15 protein-coding genes are annotated in these 15,144 nt (G+C 64.6%); 9 read left to right on the top strand and 6 right to left on the bottom strand.

Annotation, left to right across the window (positions count from 1 at the left end; all coding sequences use genetic code 11):
• Nucleotides 1–4 precede the first annotated feature (4 nt).
• A complete protein-coding gene (locus AC5Y5W_RS15785; RefSeq protein ID WP_500011093.1) occupies nt 5–1,297 on the bottom strand; it encodes an NAD(P)/FAD-dependent oxidoreductase in 1,293 nt (430 codons plus the stop codon).
• Between the two features lie 28 nt (nt 1,298–1,325).
• The gene (locus AC5Y5W_RS15780; RefSeq protein ID WP_500011091.1) at nt 1,326–2,201 is read right to left on the bottom strand and encodes a maleylpyruvate isomerase N-terminal domain-containing protein; all 876 of its coding nucleotides are present in this window, start codon (nt 2,199–2,201) and stop codon (nt 1,326–1,328) included.
• Nucleotides 2,202–2,307: 106 nt separating this feature from the next.
• Between AC5Y5W_RS15780 and AC5Y5W_RS15775 the strand changes: the two genes are divergently transcribed.
• Both AC5Y5W_RS15775 and usfY read left to right on the top strand, forming a co-directional pair.
• Nucleotides 2,308–2,922 (top strand): TetR/AcrR family transcriptional regulator, encoded by a 615-nt coding sequence (locus AC5Y5W_RS15775; protein ID WP_500011089.1) that lies wholly within the window; start codon nt 2,308–2,310, stop codon nt 2,920–2,922.
• An 83-nt stretch (nt 2,923–3,005) separates the two neighbouring features.
• Nucleotides 3,006–3,299, top strand: a complete 294-nt coding sequence (gene usfY, locus AC5Y5W_RS15770; protein ID WP_500011087.1) for a protein UsfY — start codon at nt 3,006–3,008, stop codon at nt 3,297–3,299.
• A gap of 20 nt (nt 3,300–3,319) precedes the next feature.
• Here usfY and AC5Y5W_RS15765 read toward each other — a convergent pair whose 3' ends face one another.
• The 3 genes from AC5Y5W_RS15765 to AC5Y5W_RS15755 are packed head-to-tail and all read right to left on the bottom strand — an operon-like array spanning nt 3,320 to nt 5,836.
• Complete coding sequence (locus tag AC5Y5W_RS15765; protein ID WP_500011085.1) at nt 3,320–4,780, bottom strand: aminotransferase class I/II-fold pyridoxal phosphate-dependent enzyme; 1,461 nt, start codon at nt 4,778–4,780, stop codon at nt 3,320–3,322.
• Between the two features lie 11 nt (nt 4,781–4,791).
• Entirely contained in the window at nt 4,792–5,220 is a 429-nt protein-coding gene (locus AC5Y5W_RS15760; protein WP_500011083.1) for a type II toxin-antitoxin system Rv0910 family toxin, read from the bottom strand.
• Nucleotides 5,221–5,272: 52 nt separating this feature from the next.
• Complete coding sequence (locus AC5Y5W_RS15755; RefSeq protein ID WP_499883842.1) at nt 5,273–5,836, bottom strand: hypothetical protein; 564 nt, start codon at nt 5,834–5,836, stop codon at nt 5,273–5,275.
• A gap of 162 nt (nt 5,837–5,998) precedes the next feature.
• On the opposite strand from AC5Y5W_RS15755, the gene AC5Y5W_RS15750 reads away from it, so the two are divergent.
• The 3 genes from AC5Y5W_RS15750 to AC5Y5W_RS15740 all read left to right on the top strand — a co-directional run bounded on the left by AC5Y5W_RS15750 (nt 5,999) and on the right by AC5Y5W_RS15740 (nt 9,590).
• Nucleotides 5,999–7,015, top strand: a complete 1,017-nt coding sequence (locus AC5Y5W_RS15750; RefSeq protein WP_500011081.1) for a DNA topoisomerase IB — start codon at nt 5,999–6,001, stop codon at nt 7,013–7,015.
• A 195-nt stretch (nt 7,016–7,210) separates the two neighbouring features.
• Complete coding sequence (locus tag AC5Y5W_RS15745) at nt 7,211–8,827, top strand: DUF4407 domain-containing protein (RefSeq protein ID WP_500011079.1); 1,617 nt, start codon at nt 7,211–7,213, stop codon at nt 8,825–8,827.
• A 214-nt stretch (nt 8,828–9,041) separates the two neighbouring features.
• The gene (locus tag AC5Y5W_RS15740) at nt 9,042–9,590 is read left to right on the top strand and encodes a peptidoglycan endopeptidase (protein WP_500011077.1); all 549 of its coding nucleotides are present in this window, start codon (nt 9,042–9,044) and stop codon (nt 9,588–9,590) included.
• A gap of 5 nt (nt 9,591–9,595) precedes the next feature.
• On the opposite strand, the gene AC5Y5W_RS15735 is transcribed toward AC5Y5W_RS15740, so the two are convergent.
• The gene (locus AC5Y5W_RS15735) at nt 9,596–10,756 is read right to left on the bottom strand and encodes a sulfotransferase family protein (protein ID WP_500011218.1); all 1,161 of its coding nucleotides are present in this window, start codon (nt 10,754–10,756) and stop codon (nt 9,596–9,598) included.
• A 103-nt stretch (nt 10,757–10,859) separates the two neighbouring features.
• On the opposite strand from AC5Y5W_RS15735, the gene AC5Y5W_RS15730 reads away from it, so the two are divergent.
• From AC5Y5W_RS15730 to AC5Y5W_RS15715, 4 genes are all read left to right on the top strand, one after another.
• Complete coding sequence (locus AC5Y5W_RS15730) at nt 10,860–11,435, top strand: TetR/AcrR family transcriptional regulator (RefSeq protein WP_500011075.1); 576 nt, start codon at nt 10,860–10,862, stop codon at nt 11,433–11,435.
• The gene (locus tag AC5Y5W_RS15725) at nt 11,432–12,535 is read left to right on the top strand and encodes a DUF1214 domain-containing protein (protein WP_500011073.1); all 1,104 of its coding nucleotides are present in this window, start codon (nt 11,432–11,434) and stop codon (nt 12,533–12,535) included. The genes AC5Y5W_RS15730 and AC5Y5W_RS15725 overlap by 4 nt, the downstream gene beginning before the upstream one ends.
• A gap of 98 nt (nt 12,536–12,633) precedes the next feature.
• A complete protein-coding gene (locus AC5Y5W_RS15720; protein ID WP_500011071.1) occupies nt 12,634–13,731 on the top strand; it encodes a ferredoxin reductase in 1,098 nt (365 codons plus the stop codon).
• A 15-nt stretch (nt 13,732–13,746) separates the two neighbouring features.
• Entirely contained in the window at nt 13,747–15,141 is a 1,395-nt protein-coding gene (locus AC5Y5W_RS15715; protein WP_500011069.1) for a fatty acid desaturase family protein, read from the top strand.
• Nucleotides 15,142–15,144: the final 3 nt, after the last annotated feature.

Genomic DNA, 15,144 nt, shown 5'->3' with positions numbered 1-15,144 from the left:
AGCATCAGCCACTCTTCGGCAGCGGAATGCCTTCGCTGGTGGAGAATTCGGCGTCGCGCTGCGTCGCCAACCCCATCGACACCAGGGTGCGCGGGAACAGCGCATCGGTCAGATAAGCCAGCGACACCGCCCACCGATTGACGAACCGCGGTATCACGTAGAGGTGGTAGCCGCGGGTGACGAACTTCGCCGGATACCCGGACAGCGGCACGTTCAGCGGATTGGCGACTGCCGCGCGGGGTCCGAGATCGACGACCAGACCCATGTTTCGGTGCTTGTACTGCTTGGTCTTGCCGTGGCCGAGGCTCGCGGCGACATTGTTGGCCAGTACTTTGCCCTGCCGGATTGCGTGTTGAGCGGTCGGTGGGGTGACCTTGCCGGGCTGGGTCACGTCGGGCACCGCCGCGGCGTCGCCGGCGGCGAACACGTCTGGATGATCGGGAACACCGAAATCGGTCTGTACCTTTAGTCGGCCCTTTTCGGTTGGCAGCCCGAGCTTTTCGATCAGTGGTGCAGCGGTCACGCCGGTCACCCACGCGACGGTGCGGGTGTTGACCCGCGAGCCGTCGGTGAGCACCACATGGTCAGGATGTACTTCACGCAGTGTCAGGCCGAGGCGAACGTCGACGCCGCGGCGTCGCAGCACCCGCATCGCTTTGTCGCCCAGCCGTTTTCCGACTTCGGGCATCACCTGCTCGGCGAGGTCGAGTAGCAAGAACTTCACGTCGCTCTTGTCGAAGTCCATGTGTTTGGCGGCGGCGTCGGTGAGCGCGCGCAGCTGCGCGGTGAGCTCGGTTCCGGAGTAGGACGCCCCCACGACGACGATCGTGCGGCGCGCCTGTGCGCTGGCGGCGTCGGTGTCCAAACACGACAGCTCGAGCTGCTCGAGAACGTGATCACGCAGGTAGAGCGCTTCGGCTACTGACTTCAAACCCCTTGCGTAGGTGGCTAATCCGGGTATATCGAACAGCCGGGTCACCGACCCGGGCGTCAGCACCAGCCGATCCCAGGACAGGTTGCAGGAGCGCTGTTCCAGGTCGGTGAACGTCAGGGTGTGCTCGTGCAGGTCGACGCTGTCGACACGTCCCCGCACTTTGCGCACGCCGTGCAGCGTTCCCGCCAGCGGGATCGTGACGAAGCGTCCATCGACGACCCCGCCCGCCACGTCCGGCAGCAACGGCGTGTAGAGCATGTAGTCGACCGGCGAGATGATCGTGACGTCGAAGTTTCGTTTGCGAAGTCGACGTGCGCACTCGAAGCCGGTAAATCCGCTGCCTACGATCACGACCGACGTCACCGTTCCTACTCTAACGACGGCCGGCCCCCTACGGGCTGGCCAGCAATGTCCCGAATTTGGCTGCCAGCCATGGCTTGCGTCCTCCGGCTCGGAGCCTGCCGCGGAGGATCTGCGGCCATTGCGGTACGCGCCCATAACCCAGGAGCAGGAAAGTCACCGGGTCGGCAGTGATCACACAGTCCGCCCTTCCGCCAGTGCGCTGATCGGCTGACGTGACGACGGCGGTGCCATGGTCGACCGTCATCCGATACCGGCCACCACCGCGGATCCGCAGTTCGAAGGTGATGTGCAGATCGTCGGCGCGGGAGGGCCGCAGGTAGTTCGGCGCCAGCGCCAGTGCGGCGGGTACCACGAGCAGCGCGTCGTCGCGGCTGATGGTCCACGGCCGGCGGGCGGCGCGAGCAATGTCCAACCCGTGGATCAACTGCTCCCCCAGCAGCAAGCAGGTCATCACCGCCGGTTCTAGGACCAGACTGTCGGCGGTGGCGATGGTGGTGTGCGCGGCGGGATCGACCGCGGCGGCAGCGGCGAGGTAGTGCTCGGCGGTTTCCTCCAGCATGTTCGCCAGCCGACGCGGGTCGCGTTCGCACACGTCGCTGAGGTGACGGTCATTGGCCGCGGTCCGCAGCCGGGCCGGCGATCCGTCCGGGATCTCCGGCGCGGTGTGGTCGCCGTTCAGATGCCGGGTAAGCGCCTCGGTGTACTCGCGCATGTCGGCAACCACATGCGCCGCTGTTTGCCCGATTGCCCAGGACAGGCCCGGTACTGGTGCGCCGGAATCGTCGACGCCTCGCCACAATGCAGCGCTGCGAGTGACCGCGCTGGCCAGCGCGGTTCTGGTGGTGGCATCGGCGCGCCGGAGTTGGTCGACGGGGCCGGCGGCCGCTGTGGGGACGGCGTGCATGGGCAATAACCTCCATCGTTGAAGCAGATTGCAGATAATTTCACTATTTCACATAACGTCACTATGTCAATAGGCTGATGCGATCCGCCTGCACAGGAGTGAAGCCATGGCCGAGTCGACGCCGCAGCCGTCGTCGCTGCGCGCCCAGCAGGTGGCGCAGACGCGCGACTCACTGGTGCACTCTGGCCGGGAGTTGTTCGGTCAGAACGGTTTTCGCGGCACATCGGTCGAAGATCTGGCACGTGCCGCCCGGGTCACAACCGGCGCCCTGTATCACCACTTCCCTACCAAGACGGCTCTTTTCGAGGCGGTTTTCGAACAGGCGCACACCGAATTGATGGCGGCGTCCATGGCAGCCGCACAAGGCGCTACTGACGACATCGATGAATTTGCCCGGGGCTTCGACGCGTTCCTGGACGCCGTTCTGGAGCCGCACCTGCAGCGCATCTTGATCCTGGACGGGCCCGCCGTGCTGGGCCTGGCGCGCTACACCGAACTCGACGAGCGGTATGCCTTTGCGGTCATCGTGGAAGCGCTTCGGGCTGCCGCCGAGTCGGGCACCCTCCACGTCGACGACCCCGAGACCGTCACCCGGCTGCTGCTGGGTGCGCTTACGCGCGGCGCGATGTTGATTGCGAATTCACCAGACCCGGTGCAGACCCGGCATGCCGTGGCACGATCCATGCGTGCGCTGCTCAACGGCTTTCGGCCACCCGCCTGACCGCAGCACACGTTTTTTCGGGCCTTAGTTCGGGTAGCCGTCGGCATGCGGCGAAACGCAAGCCACACCAGAGGAGTGACCTAATGGGTGACACCGCCCGCGATCCGGTCGATCACCACCGGACCACCCGAGCTCATGCGGGTGAGACGATGAAAAACACCGCTAAAGCGCCAGGGATTCTCCTGCTGGCGGTCGGCGTGCTGGCGTTCGTGGTCTGTCTGGCCGGATTTGCGCTCGGTCAGATCGGGGTCGGCGTCGCGAGTCTTGTTGTCGCTTTGCTTGCTGCCGGTGCCGGCCTGGCGTGGCTGGCGATGGAAGGACGCCGAGTGCGCGACGTCGAAAGAGAATGGCTCACACAGCATCCCGAAGCGCGCTAGCACATTTCGGCGCTGGTCGTTTACTCGACCACCCGGACATGCTCCAACTGCGGGTCGGCGGCATCAGGTAACGGCATGCCCGCCGCCAGGCTGGAGCGCAGGAATTCGATGATCGCGTCGTTGAGCTTCTCGCCCGGCACCACCGCCGGTATGCCGGGCGGATACGGGGTGATCTGCTCTGCTGCGATCCGGCCGACGGCCTTATCGGCCGGGACGAGCTCGGTAGGACCGAAAAACGCGTCTCGCGGCAGCATTACCGTCTCCAACTGAAGTTCATCGGGCGAGGGCAATCGAATTGCCGGCGCCCGATCCAACGAGTCGGCGGTGTTGCGCCAGGCCGTTAATGCGTCAACAAGGCGGTCGGCGGTGTGCTCGTCGTCGGCGAATGACAGCGTCGCGAGGATGCGAGCATGATCCGCCAGCCCGATATCGACACGGTGGCTTTCACGCAGCCAGTCGCGGGCCTGGTACCCGGTCGCGCCGGTGCCCGACACGTCCACCAGCACCTGCATGCGGTCCAGGTCATGGGATGCCTCAACGCCGAGCAGCTGGTCCTCGAGTACCACGACGTCAGGTATCTGATTGATACGCTCGCGCACCGTGGGTGCGAGAGTGAGTGCGGCACCGAACAATTCGCGGCCATGCTGCACCATTTGACGTCGCCAGCCATCCATTGCGGCATAGATCATCACATTCGGGCTGGTCGTCATCAACAGATCGGCGTTCGCCTCCAGTCGATCCTGGTCCACCAAATCGCCCTGTACGTGGTACACCGAACCCTGCTCGAAGCCGGCCCCCATCTTGTGCACGCTGACCACGCACACGTCGGCGCCGGCGTCCATCGCCCAAGCGGGAAGGTCAGGGTGGAACGGCAGATGCGCACCCCACGCCTCGTCGACGATCAATGGCTTGCCGCGTTCGTGACAGATGTCGGCGATCTGGGCGAGGTCCGCGCAGGTGCCGTAGGGCGTCGGGCTGACGATCAACGCGCCGGCAGCATCGGGGTTCTGGTCCCAGGCGTCGCGTACCTGGTCCGGCGATGGCGGATGCGAAAGGTGACGATCGGCGTCCCAGCGTGGGGTGATCCAGTGTGGCTGGATGCCGGAAAAGATCAATCCGCCGACTATCGACTTGTGGCTGTCGCGTGGCACAAGTAGGCCACCGGACGCCGCTCCGGCCACCACCATCATCGCCGCCCGCACCGATAACGAGCTGCCGCAGGTCGAGAAGAAGGCCGAGGACGCCCCGACTGCGTCGGCCATCAGTTCCTGGGCATCCGAGAGGTACCGGCCCGTCGAGCGCCAGTCGTCCAGACCTCCGCTGGCCAATACGTCGTCGTGGAACGGCTCGCGCCCCAGCACCGCCAATACCCGCTCGTCGGCGCCGCGTCCCTGACGATGCCCGGGTGGGCTGAACCCGTACCGCTCCAGCCGGTGATAGTCGGCCAGTGCGTCCAACAGCGGCGCTCGGCGGTGGTCCATGTCTTGTGTGGTTACTGCAACGCAGCCAAGTTGTCCACCGACTTCCGCACGTCGGATTTCAGCACCCGCGCGACTAGTTTGCCGATCGGGCCGTTGAGCAGTCCGCCCTTGAGTTCGGCGGTCATGCGAAAAGTCGACCCCGGGTCGTCGTCGGTGACGTTCATGGTGACGCCGATCCGGATCCCACCGCGGCCGCGGCCCTCCAACTCAATTGTGTGTGGCTCGTCGTACCGGGTGACCGTCCAGTGGATGACGTTGCGGAAGCCTTTCACCTTGACGCACGACGACACGCGCGTGCCTTCCTCGAGGCGGGAGGGGACCTCGCTACGCCAGCCGGCGAAGATCGTCATCCACTCCGGGAACCGGCTCAGGTCAGAGGCCAGTTTCCACGCCGCCTTCGGTTCGAGGTCGGATGACGTCGAAACGTCTACTCGTGCCACATCCCTGTCCATACCCGGGCGCGACGGCCCGATAAACCCGAATACAGCTGGGTCAGATACCCGTCCAGGTCTCGCCGACTTGGGCGGCCACATCGATGACCTGAGCGGCTTGCGATTGTGGCGAATCGATTTCGTCACCAACATACTGCGCAATGAAGCGCCGAATCTCGCCGTCAACGCCGGCCACGATGCGTAACACCTCGCCGCGGATGGATTTCGACGACACGTGGACGGTGATATCCGACGCACGCGGCTTGGCGACGTCGATGATCAACAGCAGCGGTTCGGCAGCGCGCGCGACCGCATGCAACGCGATGTCGCCGTCGACCAGGAACCGCTGCTTGTCCAGGCGGAGGTCCACAAGGAGGTCGATGGCCAGCGGGATGTGGATGTTGAAGGTGATCGCGTCGTCGACGTTTCGGTGGACCTGCGGCTCCTGAATCCGGACCTTTGCGCTGATTTTGGCGATCTTGCCTGGCCCCTGGGCGATCGGCGCCATCTCGAACTCCTCGCCGGCAATCGCGGCGAAGGCGGCGCCGACGCGGTCTTCGGTGACGGCTACCTCGAAGAACCGCCGGCCGAAATCCTCGTAGGTCATGTAGTCGAAGGTCTGCATAAGTTGATACCGTCTCACGTCCTGTTTCGGCTCCACGGTTGATCCCGCTGTGTCGGCTCAATCCGAATGTGGTCGTGGTGTCACCCGATACCGCCGCGGGTAAACCCATGCGGTGAACACGCAGTATTCGCAGCCGCGCATCCTTCCCAGGACGGCCGCGGCATGAGGTTGCGCCGAAGCACCGTCGGTGGCCCCGGAATTCGTCGCATCGGCCGGGGCCGGGGATTCTCGTACGTCGACAGCCAATGGGACTGCGTCGACGACCCGGAGGTCTTGGCGCGGATCGAGGCGCTGGTGATACCGCCGGCGTGGAAGAACGTCTGGATCTGTCCGCATCCGAATGGCCACATCCAGGCCGTTGGCACCGACGCCGCCGGACGTCGCCAGTACCTCTATCACGAGCGATGGCAGGCCGAGCGGGCCGAGGAGAAGTATGACCGGGCGCTGAGCCTGGCCAAGCGCTTGCCCGACTGGCGTGACCGGGTGCTGGTCGACCTGCGTGGGCGCGGCCTGAAGCGCGATCGGGTGCTGGCAATCGGCCAGCAGTTGATTGATCGTGGCTATTTCCGGGCCGGCGGCGAGGAGTACGCGCAGGAGAATGGCAGTTTCGGGCTGGCGACTCTGCTTCGCGACCACGTCCGGTTGTGCCGCGACAGCGTCGAATTCGACTACCCGGCCAAAAGTGGCGTGCGCCGGACGATTTCGTTGGAGGACCCGTTGGTGATCCGAGCGGTGCGCTCATTGTTGCGCGCCGATACCAAGATCCCGCGACTGCTGGCCTACCAGACGTCCGATGGCTGGTGCGAAGTGCGCGCTGACGATCTCAACTCCCGGTTTCGCGAGCTCGTCGGCGACGAATTCAGCGTCAAAGATCTGCGAACGTGGCACGGTACGGTGCTGGCCGCCGAGGCGTTCGCGACTGCTCGGGAGCCGACGTCGAAGACCGCACGCCGTCGCGAAGAAGCGGCCGTGATGCGGGCCGTTGCCGACGAATTGGGCAACACTCCCGCGGTCGCGCGTGGCTCTTACGTGGATCCGCGCCTCGTGACGGCTTATGAGCAGGGCATCACAATTGGCCCGGCGCTCCGCCGAGCCAAGCGTGAGCGCACACCGCTAGGCCGACAGCATGTGCTCGAGCGGGCCACTGCGCGCATCATCAAACGCATCGAACGCAGTTGATCACCGAAACATGCGCTGCCCGGGATGCTACCGACACCGGAAGCGCACATGTGAGAGAATTCGTGCCATCGCACTGCAGCGATTTGGGGCCTGCGCGATTCCGGATGCGTTGTGAACCGCACCACATGTCAACTCTGCCGGTCGGTGTCTGGTCGTGGCCCGTCAGCCGGCAAAACCTGGAGGTGTTCTCAGTCCATGTGCGCCCATAAAGCAGCCGAACCGCGCCGGGCCCGTTCGTGGACCAAGTCCGCGCTGGCCTGGCTGGGCGGTGGAGAGTGGCAGGATCTCGGTGAGCGTCACGAGCGGTCTGCTCATGCGATCACTGGCCTGGTCGTGGTGCTCACTGCTGCGCTGACCGGACTTGTTTCGGCGCTGACCATGTCGGAATCCGTGCGCTGGCCGATCCCGGCCATTGCGGCGCTGGCTCTGGTATTCGGAATGTTGGTCGGCGCGATCGCCCGCGCAATCGTCAGTGGCCCAGCGCGCGGCTGGCGTGGCATGGTCGGGCGTGCTGCGGTCGCGGTTGCCCTCGGCTTCGTGGTCGGCGAACTTGCTGCGCTGGCCGTCTTCTCCGGCTCGATCGACCACCGGCTCGACGCCATTGCATCACGCAATGCCGACTCGACAGCAGCCGTCGCGCAGGCTGCCGCCGATCTGCAGCAGACGCGCAACGCGCGTAACGCCCTCGACAAAGCCGTCGACGAGGCCCGCGCACACCGCGACGAAGCGCTGGTCGTGGCCCGCTGCGAGTACCACCCCACGCCGGCGTGCCCGCAGACCACCATCACCGGCGTACCCGGTACCGGGCCCGAAACACGCATGGCCAACGAACGTCTCGTCGATGCTCAACATGAACTGGGCACCGCCATCGGCGATCGCAATCGGCAAGCCGCGGAGCTGGCTGCCCGACTCGACGCCGGCACCGCCCAACTCGCCCAGGCACGTCACAGCGTGATCGCCGAGACGGATCACGGCCTGGCCGCGCGGTGGATGGCCATGCATGACATCACGACGGGTAACGCAGGTGCGCTGCTGTTGCGCCTCGTCACCGTCGGCTTCTTCATCCTGCTGGGCCTGCTGCCGTTGATCCTGAAACTGTTGGGCGGTGAGACGACTCACGATCGGCGTACAGCGGCCCACGCCGAACGGGACCACGCCGAGGTGGCGGCCGACACCGCGATCGCCGTCAAGCGAGCCGAAGTGCGCGCGACCGCCGAAAGGCTTTGGGCCGAACAACAACTCGCGCAGGCCCGACTTGCGGTTGAGGCACAGTTAGAAATCGACCGCGCGAATCATCAGCGTCGAGTCATCGAGGCGCTCGAGGGCCCACCCGCTCCCGCGCCGGTCGAAGAAAACATGTATCTGCCGATCGCCGCCGAGGCGGAAGCCGCAAGTCTGGCGGCGGCCGAACCGCCCGCCACCGAACAGACCGTCGCCGAGCCGGAGAACCTGCCGGCAGTACCACGGCCTACCCCGCTGCTCCCGACCATCCCTGAGGTGACCAAGACCGCGGCGCGCTGGATTCGGCCATTGGTTCCGACGTTCGTCGCCCGCGCCATCGACACCACGACCCAGCCGCTGCGCACCGCACGCCAGGTGTTCGAAGAGATCGAAGAGATCACGTTCTCGTTCAAACGCACCCGCAAGGTGACCGTCGACACCGAAGAAGCCGTCCAGCCACCGCGCGAGTCGGCGGCGACTTACCGGGCAACCGACGATGTCGGTCCGCGGGATAACCGCCTGCACTTAGCTGCTGCGCACCGCCACATCGGGCCGTCGCTGGCCCCGCGGGCGTTGCCGCCTGCTGAGTAAATCGGGATTGTCTGCCTTGCAGTTGCTTTCCGGGTAGTTCGACGCAATTGAGTCTTGCGTTATCGAAACGTTAGAAGTAGCTTGAATTTTCACTGGAATTTTCGAAAAAGACCGTGGTGCAGCGTCTTTTGCTGACGTATGTAATGCACGTCATCTTTTAGCGCCAAACGTGGGGGCCATCACAAATTTTGGTTGTCTATTGATCTTGTTGTTAATGTCCCGGCGCATGTTTGTTTTAGCAACGGTAATGGCGTTGATCCAGCAGGTTTCGGGGACGCCGTATGTCACGGGCGGGGATTCCCCTGCGGGAACGGATTGTTCGGGCCTGGCATCCTGGGTGTCCAATGCTGCGACTGACCGACCGGTCTTCGGAGACAGATTCCATACCGCCAATGAAGAGTCAGCACTGCTGGCGCGCGGTTTCCAGTATGGAACTGCGCCTGGTGCTTTGGTGATCGGGTGGAACGGCAACCACACTGCGGTGACGCTGCCGGACGGGACCGCGGTATCCAGCGGAGAAGGCGGCGGCGTGAAAATCGGTGGTGGCGGCGCGTATCAGCCCCAGTTCACTCATCACATGTTCCTGCCGGTGGACCCGGAGGCGATCGACGATGCCCTGCCGCCGCCGGATGGCGTCGTTCTGGTCGACGCCGTCGAACCGGAAGCACCCGCCCCTGATCCGGCTCCGGCCGACGAGGTGGACGCGGAAGTGCCTGCGCCCGAGCCAGTCCCGGCCGGCGATGAAGTTGGCGCAGACATCTAGGAACATCACTCCAAGAAGCGCTGAACATACGGCGTGAAGCGGGCAGTCAGGTCGCCCTCGTCGAGCCCGAACATCTCGGCCGATGTGGCGACCTGACCGAGCCGGCCGCGTCGGTGACTCGCCAAATACTCGGCCATCCCGGCGCGCGCGTTGACGGCCAGCGGCTCGCCGGCAAGCTCGAAGAGCCGTTCGGTGACACCGAGCTCGTCGGCCATGAAGTCGTCGAAGCGGACGTCGATCGAGCGCTCGGGTCCGATGACGTCTCGATCACGGATTAGCGCGCCCAGCATCAGCTCTAGACGGTCGATCCACGATGCCGCGATTTCGGTGACCGGCACCGGTGAGCGGTGCATCCGCGCGGTGTAGGTGATCATCGCGATCATCGACAACGCCACCGGCACTGGGTCGCGGTGGGTACAGACAACGACCACGCCGGGAAAGACTCTGTCGAGTACCGGCAGTTGCTCGAGGTGCTGGGGTGACTTGAGCAGCCAGCGACGCCCGCCACGGAGAAACTGCAGCGCCTTCAACTGCAGGGCCAGGTACTCGTAGGCCGAGGACTGATCGTGGGCCAGGTAGTAGTCACGCCACCGCGGGACCTGGGCCAGCGTCTCGAACAGCATCGAGGAGAAGTCGTTGGCCAGTAGCTGAATCTCCTCGTGGACATGGTCGGTCGTCATTTCGTGCATGAGGCGAAAATGCGGCATGACGGCGTTCATCACCTCAACGGCGGCGTCCATCCGGGTACGGCGCGGATCCGGCTCGAGGCCGATCTCGGCGGGTAGCGGAAACGGCTCGACGCTCTCCCAGTACGGCAGAGTGCGAAACGTCGAGGCTGCCGCGAGCAGGTTATGCAGATGTGTGGTGCCGGTCCGCGGCAGGCCGGCGATGACGATCGGCGGCTGCAACTCGATGTCGTGAATCTCGCGATGCTGCTTCAACAGGGCGGTGAGCAGGAGCCGGTTTTTCAGCCAGCCCACCAGTTGTGCGTAAAAGTTGACGATTCCCGGTCCGTGCATGCCACTGACCTCGTGTAGCGCCGCGAGGTACACGTCGAGGCGTTCGCGGTAGTCCTCGGGCCCGAAGTCGCTCAGCCCGGTATCAGCGGTGGCCCTGGCATGCAGCGCGTCGACGTCTAGGGGGCACTCCGGCGCCATCGCGGCCATCAGTTCGCGGATCTGCTCGATGTCCGGGCTGAAGCGCGGCTCGGCGAGGTCGTCAAGGTGAGTGATGTCGGTCACGCCGACTTAAGTTACTATGAGTTTCGTAATGACGACGGAGATTGGCCGACCCCGCGACAAGCGCATCGACAGCGCGGTGCTGCGCGCAGCCGTCGAGCTGCTGGCCGAGACCGGCTATGCCGAGCTGTCAGTCGACGCGATCGCCCGGCGGGCCGGCACCAGCAAGCCGGCGATCTACCGGCGTTGGCCCAGCAAGGCGCACCTGGTACACGAGGCGGTGTTTCCGATCAGCGACGCGACCGCGCTGCCGGACACTGGGTCGTTGGCCGCCGACGTGCGGGAGATGGTGCGTCGCACAGCGGCGGTACTGACCACGCCGGCCGCGCGGGCGGCGCTGCCGGGGCTGGTCGGCGAGATGGCGGCGGATCTGACTCTGCATTCCGCGCTGCTGGAGCGTTTCGGCGGCATCCTTTCGCGCGGTCTGTCCGAGCGTCTGGATGCCGCCGTCGAGCGCGGCGAAGCGCGGCCCGACATCACCGTCGCCGAGGTGGTCGAGGCCGTTGCCGGCACCACATTTTTGGCGCTGCTCACCCGAGGGGACGCGCTCGACGACACCTGGGTGGAACGCACTGCCGCCCTGATCACGAGAGGAATCAGCGTATGACGCACCAGTCGACGGCCGCGTGGCACGAGTTGCTGGAAACTCTGGGCAGTCTTGACCATTCGTTTCTCGAGGGCGACCGCGCGGTCACCGACGACCGGCACATCGCCGACGGCTACCGCATGCTGGCGACGACGCTGGGGGTGGCTTTCGACACCTATCTCTTCGCCGAGCCCAGCCGGCCGGCGTTCGTGGAAGTCAACACGCCGTTTCGGCGCGATCGGCGTTGGGGCGGCGACAACACCGACGCCTACTACTACATCTGTCCGGTCGACCCCCAAAGACGCTACCGGATCAGCGGCAATCGCGGTGACAGCGTGTACTTTTCGCTGACGGCCTATAACGAGCCGTCGCCGGGCGCTTGGTCGGATCGGATCGTGGCGATCGTGCGTGACGACGATCTCGACATCGACGCGGACGGCAACTTCTCGTTCGAGCTCGGCCCGTCACCGGATGCGGCGGTGTTGATGACCCGGGACTACCAGGCCGACCCGCTCACCGGCCGGCCCGTCAGCTGGCGCGTCGAGGCGTTGGATGAGCCGGAGCCGGTGCGGCACGGCGACGCTGAAACCGCTGCGGCGCTGCGGGCCAGCGCCGCCTGGCTGCGCACGATGTTCGCCATTGTGCCGCTTGCCGTCGGTGTGCGGTCCGACGACGCCCATACCCTTGGGCACGAAATTTCCCAGATCGCAAATCAATTCGCAGATCCGTACCAGGTGCCCGACGCCAACTTCGGCTGGTCGGCCCGCGACGCCTGCTATGCCTACGGCAGCTTTGTGCTCGCCGACGACGAAGCGCTTGTGATCACCCACCGGCCCCCGGCTTGCCGGTTCTGGAACCTGGTGGTGTGGAACCAGTTCATGGCCACCCACAGCGTCATCGACGCGCGCAGTTCCATCAACGGTCACAGCGCGGTGCTCAACGCAGACGGCACGGTGACGATCGTCGTCTCCCGGGGCATGACTGCCCACCCGAACTCGCTCACCACAGTGGAGTATCCGCGCGGCAACCTCGCCTTCCGGTGGTTTCTTGCCGACGCGGTTCCGGCTCGCCCGGAGGTGCGGTTGGTGAAGGCGTCCGAGGCGCCGACCGCTGTTCAGTGAACGTACGTTTTACTTCGTAAGAGCGTTAATAGCACCTCTGAACAGTATAGTTATTGCGTTCGCTTGAACTCGGTAGACAGCTGTGTACCATCGCGATCATGGCGGAACGCGGCGCTCAGCCCCCGGTTCCACGCGGTCGGCGGCTGTTCCTGAGAGCAGTGCGGCAACTGTTCAGTCCGTTACGTCCAGACGATTACCTCGAGATGATCAACCCGCTCTGGACGACGAAGGAACTGCGCGGAAAAGTCGAGCGCGTCGAGCCGCAGGGCTCAGAAGCGGCAAGTGTGCTGATTCGGCCGGGCTATGAGTGGCGAGGCCACAAACCGGGCCAATACGTGCGGCTCGGCGTGATCATCGACGGCCGCTATCACTGGCGGGCATATTCGCTGACCTCGGATCCGCAGCCAGCGGACGGGCTGATCAGCGTCACCCCCAAAAGGGTGGACAGCGGCGTGGTGTCACCGTATCTGGTCGAACGGGTCAAGCCCGGCGACATCATTCGGCTCGGTGAGATCGAGGGAGTCTTCACACTGCCCGATCCGCCGCCGTCGAAAATGCTCTTCATCAGCGCCGGTAGCGGCATCACACCGATCATGAGCATGCTGCGTAGCCTTGATCGCCGCGGCGAGCTAGGCGATGTCGTGGTTATGCACTCCGCGCGCAACCGCGAACAAGTCATGTTTTTGCCCTTTCTGGAAGACCTCGACCGCCGATGCGACGGGATGCGGCTCGATGTGCGGCTCACGTCCGAGCGGGGCCGGATGTCGCCGGACGACCTGGACGAGGTGGTTCCGGACTGGCGCGAACGCGAGGCCTTCTGTTCTGGCCCCAGCGAGCTGCTCGATGCGCTGATCGAGCATTGGGAGGAAAACGGTGACGCAGATCGCCTGCACTTCGAGCGGTTCCAGCCGAAAATCGGCGGGGATGCGGGGGAAGGACAAGGGGGTTGCGTCAGCTTTCTGGACAGCGACACCACCGTCGAATGTGACGGCGGCACACCGATTCTGGAAGCCGGCGAGCAGGCCGGTCTCAATCTCGCGTACGGCTGTCGGATCGGAATTTGCCATACCTGTGTCGGAACGCTGAAGTCGGGCAAACTGCGCGATCTGCGCTCCGGCGACGTCACGGAACCCATCGGAGCGGATGTGCGGATCTGCATCAACACCGCCGAAGGTGACGTCGAACTCGAACTGTGATCGGAAGGAGCCATAGTGACCACTGCTGTGGAGAGCCCGCTTGCGCGCCTGAGCGAACAAGAGCTGGAAAAGCTTGCGAAAGAATTCGACGCGATTCACGACGAGGTGTTTGCCGATCTCGGTGAGCGCGACCGGCGCTACATCAAGGCGGTGATCTCGGTACAGCGCCAGATCGTGGTCGTCGGACGGGTGCTGCTGCTGGCGTCGAGGTCTAGAACCGCCTGGGTGCTCGGCACAGCGTGCTTGGGCATGGCCAAGATCTTGGAGAACATGGAGATCGGCCACAATGTGATGCACGGTCAATGGGATTGGATGAATGATCCCGATATCCACTCCTCGGTGTGGGATTGGGATACCGCGTCAACCGCCGAAGCTTGGAAGCACTCGCACAATTACATCCACCACACCTTCACCAATATCCGGGGCAAGGACAAGGATCTCGGCTACGAGATCATGCGAATCGATCCGGCTCAGAAATGGCACCCGGTCTATCTGGCGCAACCGTTCTATAACGTACTGCTTACCTTGCTCTTTGAGTGGGGCGTGGCCGTGCACGACACCGACCTCAAAGCCTTGTGGGCGGGCGAGAAGTCGATGTCCGACTTGCGCAACGACTTCAAAGGCATTGCGGGCAAGGCACGCTCGCAGATTCAGAAGGATTACGTCGGCTGGCCGGTTATCAGTGCGGGTGCTTTCGGACTTGCGCAGCTAGCCCTGCGCGGGCGCATCGACCAGCCAGCGGAGTCCCGCGCCAGCAGGTTGCTTCGAAGGATATCGCGCAAGGGCAGACTCGGGTCGACCGCGAGTTTTCTGGACCGGGTTTTCGCGGGCGTGGAAAGCACGTACTTGCGCACCCTGGCCGCCGATGCGCTGGCCAATGTCATCCGCAACGTGTGGGCCCACGCCATCATCTTCTGCGGACATTTCCCGGACCAGACCTATACGTTCAGCCAGAGCGAAGTGGAAGATGAGACGCGCGGCGGGTGGTACGTTCGCCAGTTAATCGGCGCGGCCAATATCGACGGCAGTCCGCTGTTTCACGTCATCAGCGGCAATTTGGGTTATCAAGTGGAGCATCACCTGTATCCGGACATGCCCAGCAGTCGATACTCGGAGATCGCACCGAAGGTCAAGGATATCTGCGAGCGCTACCAACTGCCGTACAACTCCGGACGGTTTTCGAAGCAGTGGTACACGGTGCACCGCAGCATCTTCCGGTTGGCGTTCCCTGGGGGGAAGCCCCGGCCGAAGCCTGGGCCGTACCACAGCGCGGAACGGCGTGCGGGGACGCAGAATTCGAGTGAGGCGAGCCGATTCCGCGATCGTGTCCCGGCCGAACACCCGGACGCAGGTCCGGAGCACGAGTCGAGCGGCGTCGAGGTGCAGCCGCCGCCGCGCGGTAACGATTGAGTG

The organism is Mycobacterium sp. NGS51, assembly GCF_059812525.1.
The sequence above is the reverse complement of the archived record's forward strand: the minus strand, read 5'-3'. Positions and strand labels throughout refer to the sequence as shown.

Coding starts and splice junctions, on each gene's coding strand:
- AC5Y5W_RS15780 (WP_500011091.1), bottom strand. CDS start 2,201: ATGCACGCCGTCCCCACAGCGGCCGCCGGCCCCGTCGACCAACTCCGG.
- AC5Y5W_RS15775 (WP_500011089.1), top strand. CDS start 2,308: ATGGCCGAGTCGACGCCGCAGCCGTCGTCGCTGCGCGCCCAGCAGGTG.
- usfY (WP_500011087.1), top strand. CDS start 3,006: ATGGGTGACACCGCCCGCGATCCGGTCGATCACCACCGGACCACCCGA.
- AC5Y5W_RS15765 (WP_500011085.1), bottom strand. CDS start 4,780: ATGGACCACCGCCGAGCGCCGCTGTTGGACGCACTGGCCGACTATCAC.
- AC5Y5W_RS15755 (WP_499883842.1), bottom strand. CDS start 5,836: ATGCAGACCTTCGACTACATGACCTACGAGGATTTCGGCCGGCGGTTC.
- AC5Y5W_RS15750 (WP_500011081.1), top strand. CDS start 5,999: ATGAGGTTGCGCCGAAGCACCGTCGGTGGCCCCGGAATTCGTCGCATC.
- AC5Y5W_RS15745 (WP_500011079.1), top strand. CDS start 7,211: ATGTGCGCCCATAAAGCAGCCGAACCGCGCCGGGCCCGTTCGTGGACC.
- AC5Y5W_RS15740 (WP_500011077.1), top strand. CDS start 9,042: ATGTCCCGGCGCATGTTTGTTTTAGCAACGGTAATGGCGTTGATCCAG.
- AC5Y5W_RS15735 (WP_500011218.1), bottom strand. CDS start 10,756: ATGGCCGCGATGGCGCCGGAGTGCCCCCTAGACGTCGACGCGCTGCAT.
- AC5Y5W_RS15730 (WP_500011075.1), top strand. CDS start 10,860: ATGACGACGGAGATTGGCCGACCCCGCGACAAGCGCATCGACAGCGCG.
- AC5Y5W_RS15725 (WP_500011073.1), top strand. CDS start 11,432: ATGACGCACCAGTCGACGGCCGCGTGGCACGAGTTGCTGGAAACTCTG.
- AC5Y5W_RS15720 (WP_500011071.1), top strand. CDS start 12,634: ATGGCGGAACGCGGCGCTCAGCCCCCGGTTCCACGCGGTCGGCGGCTG.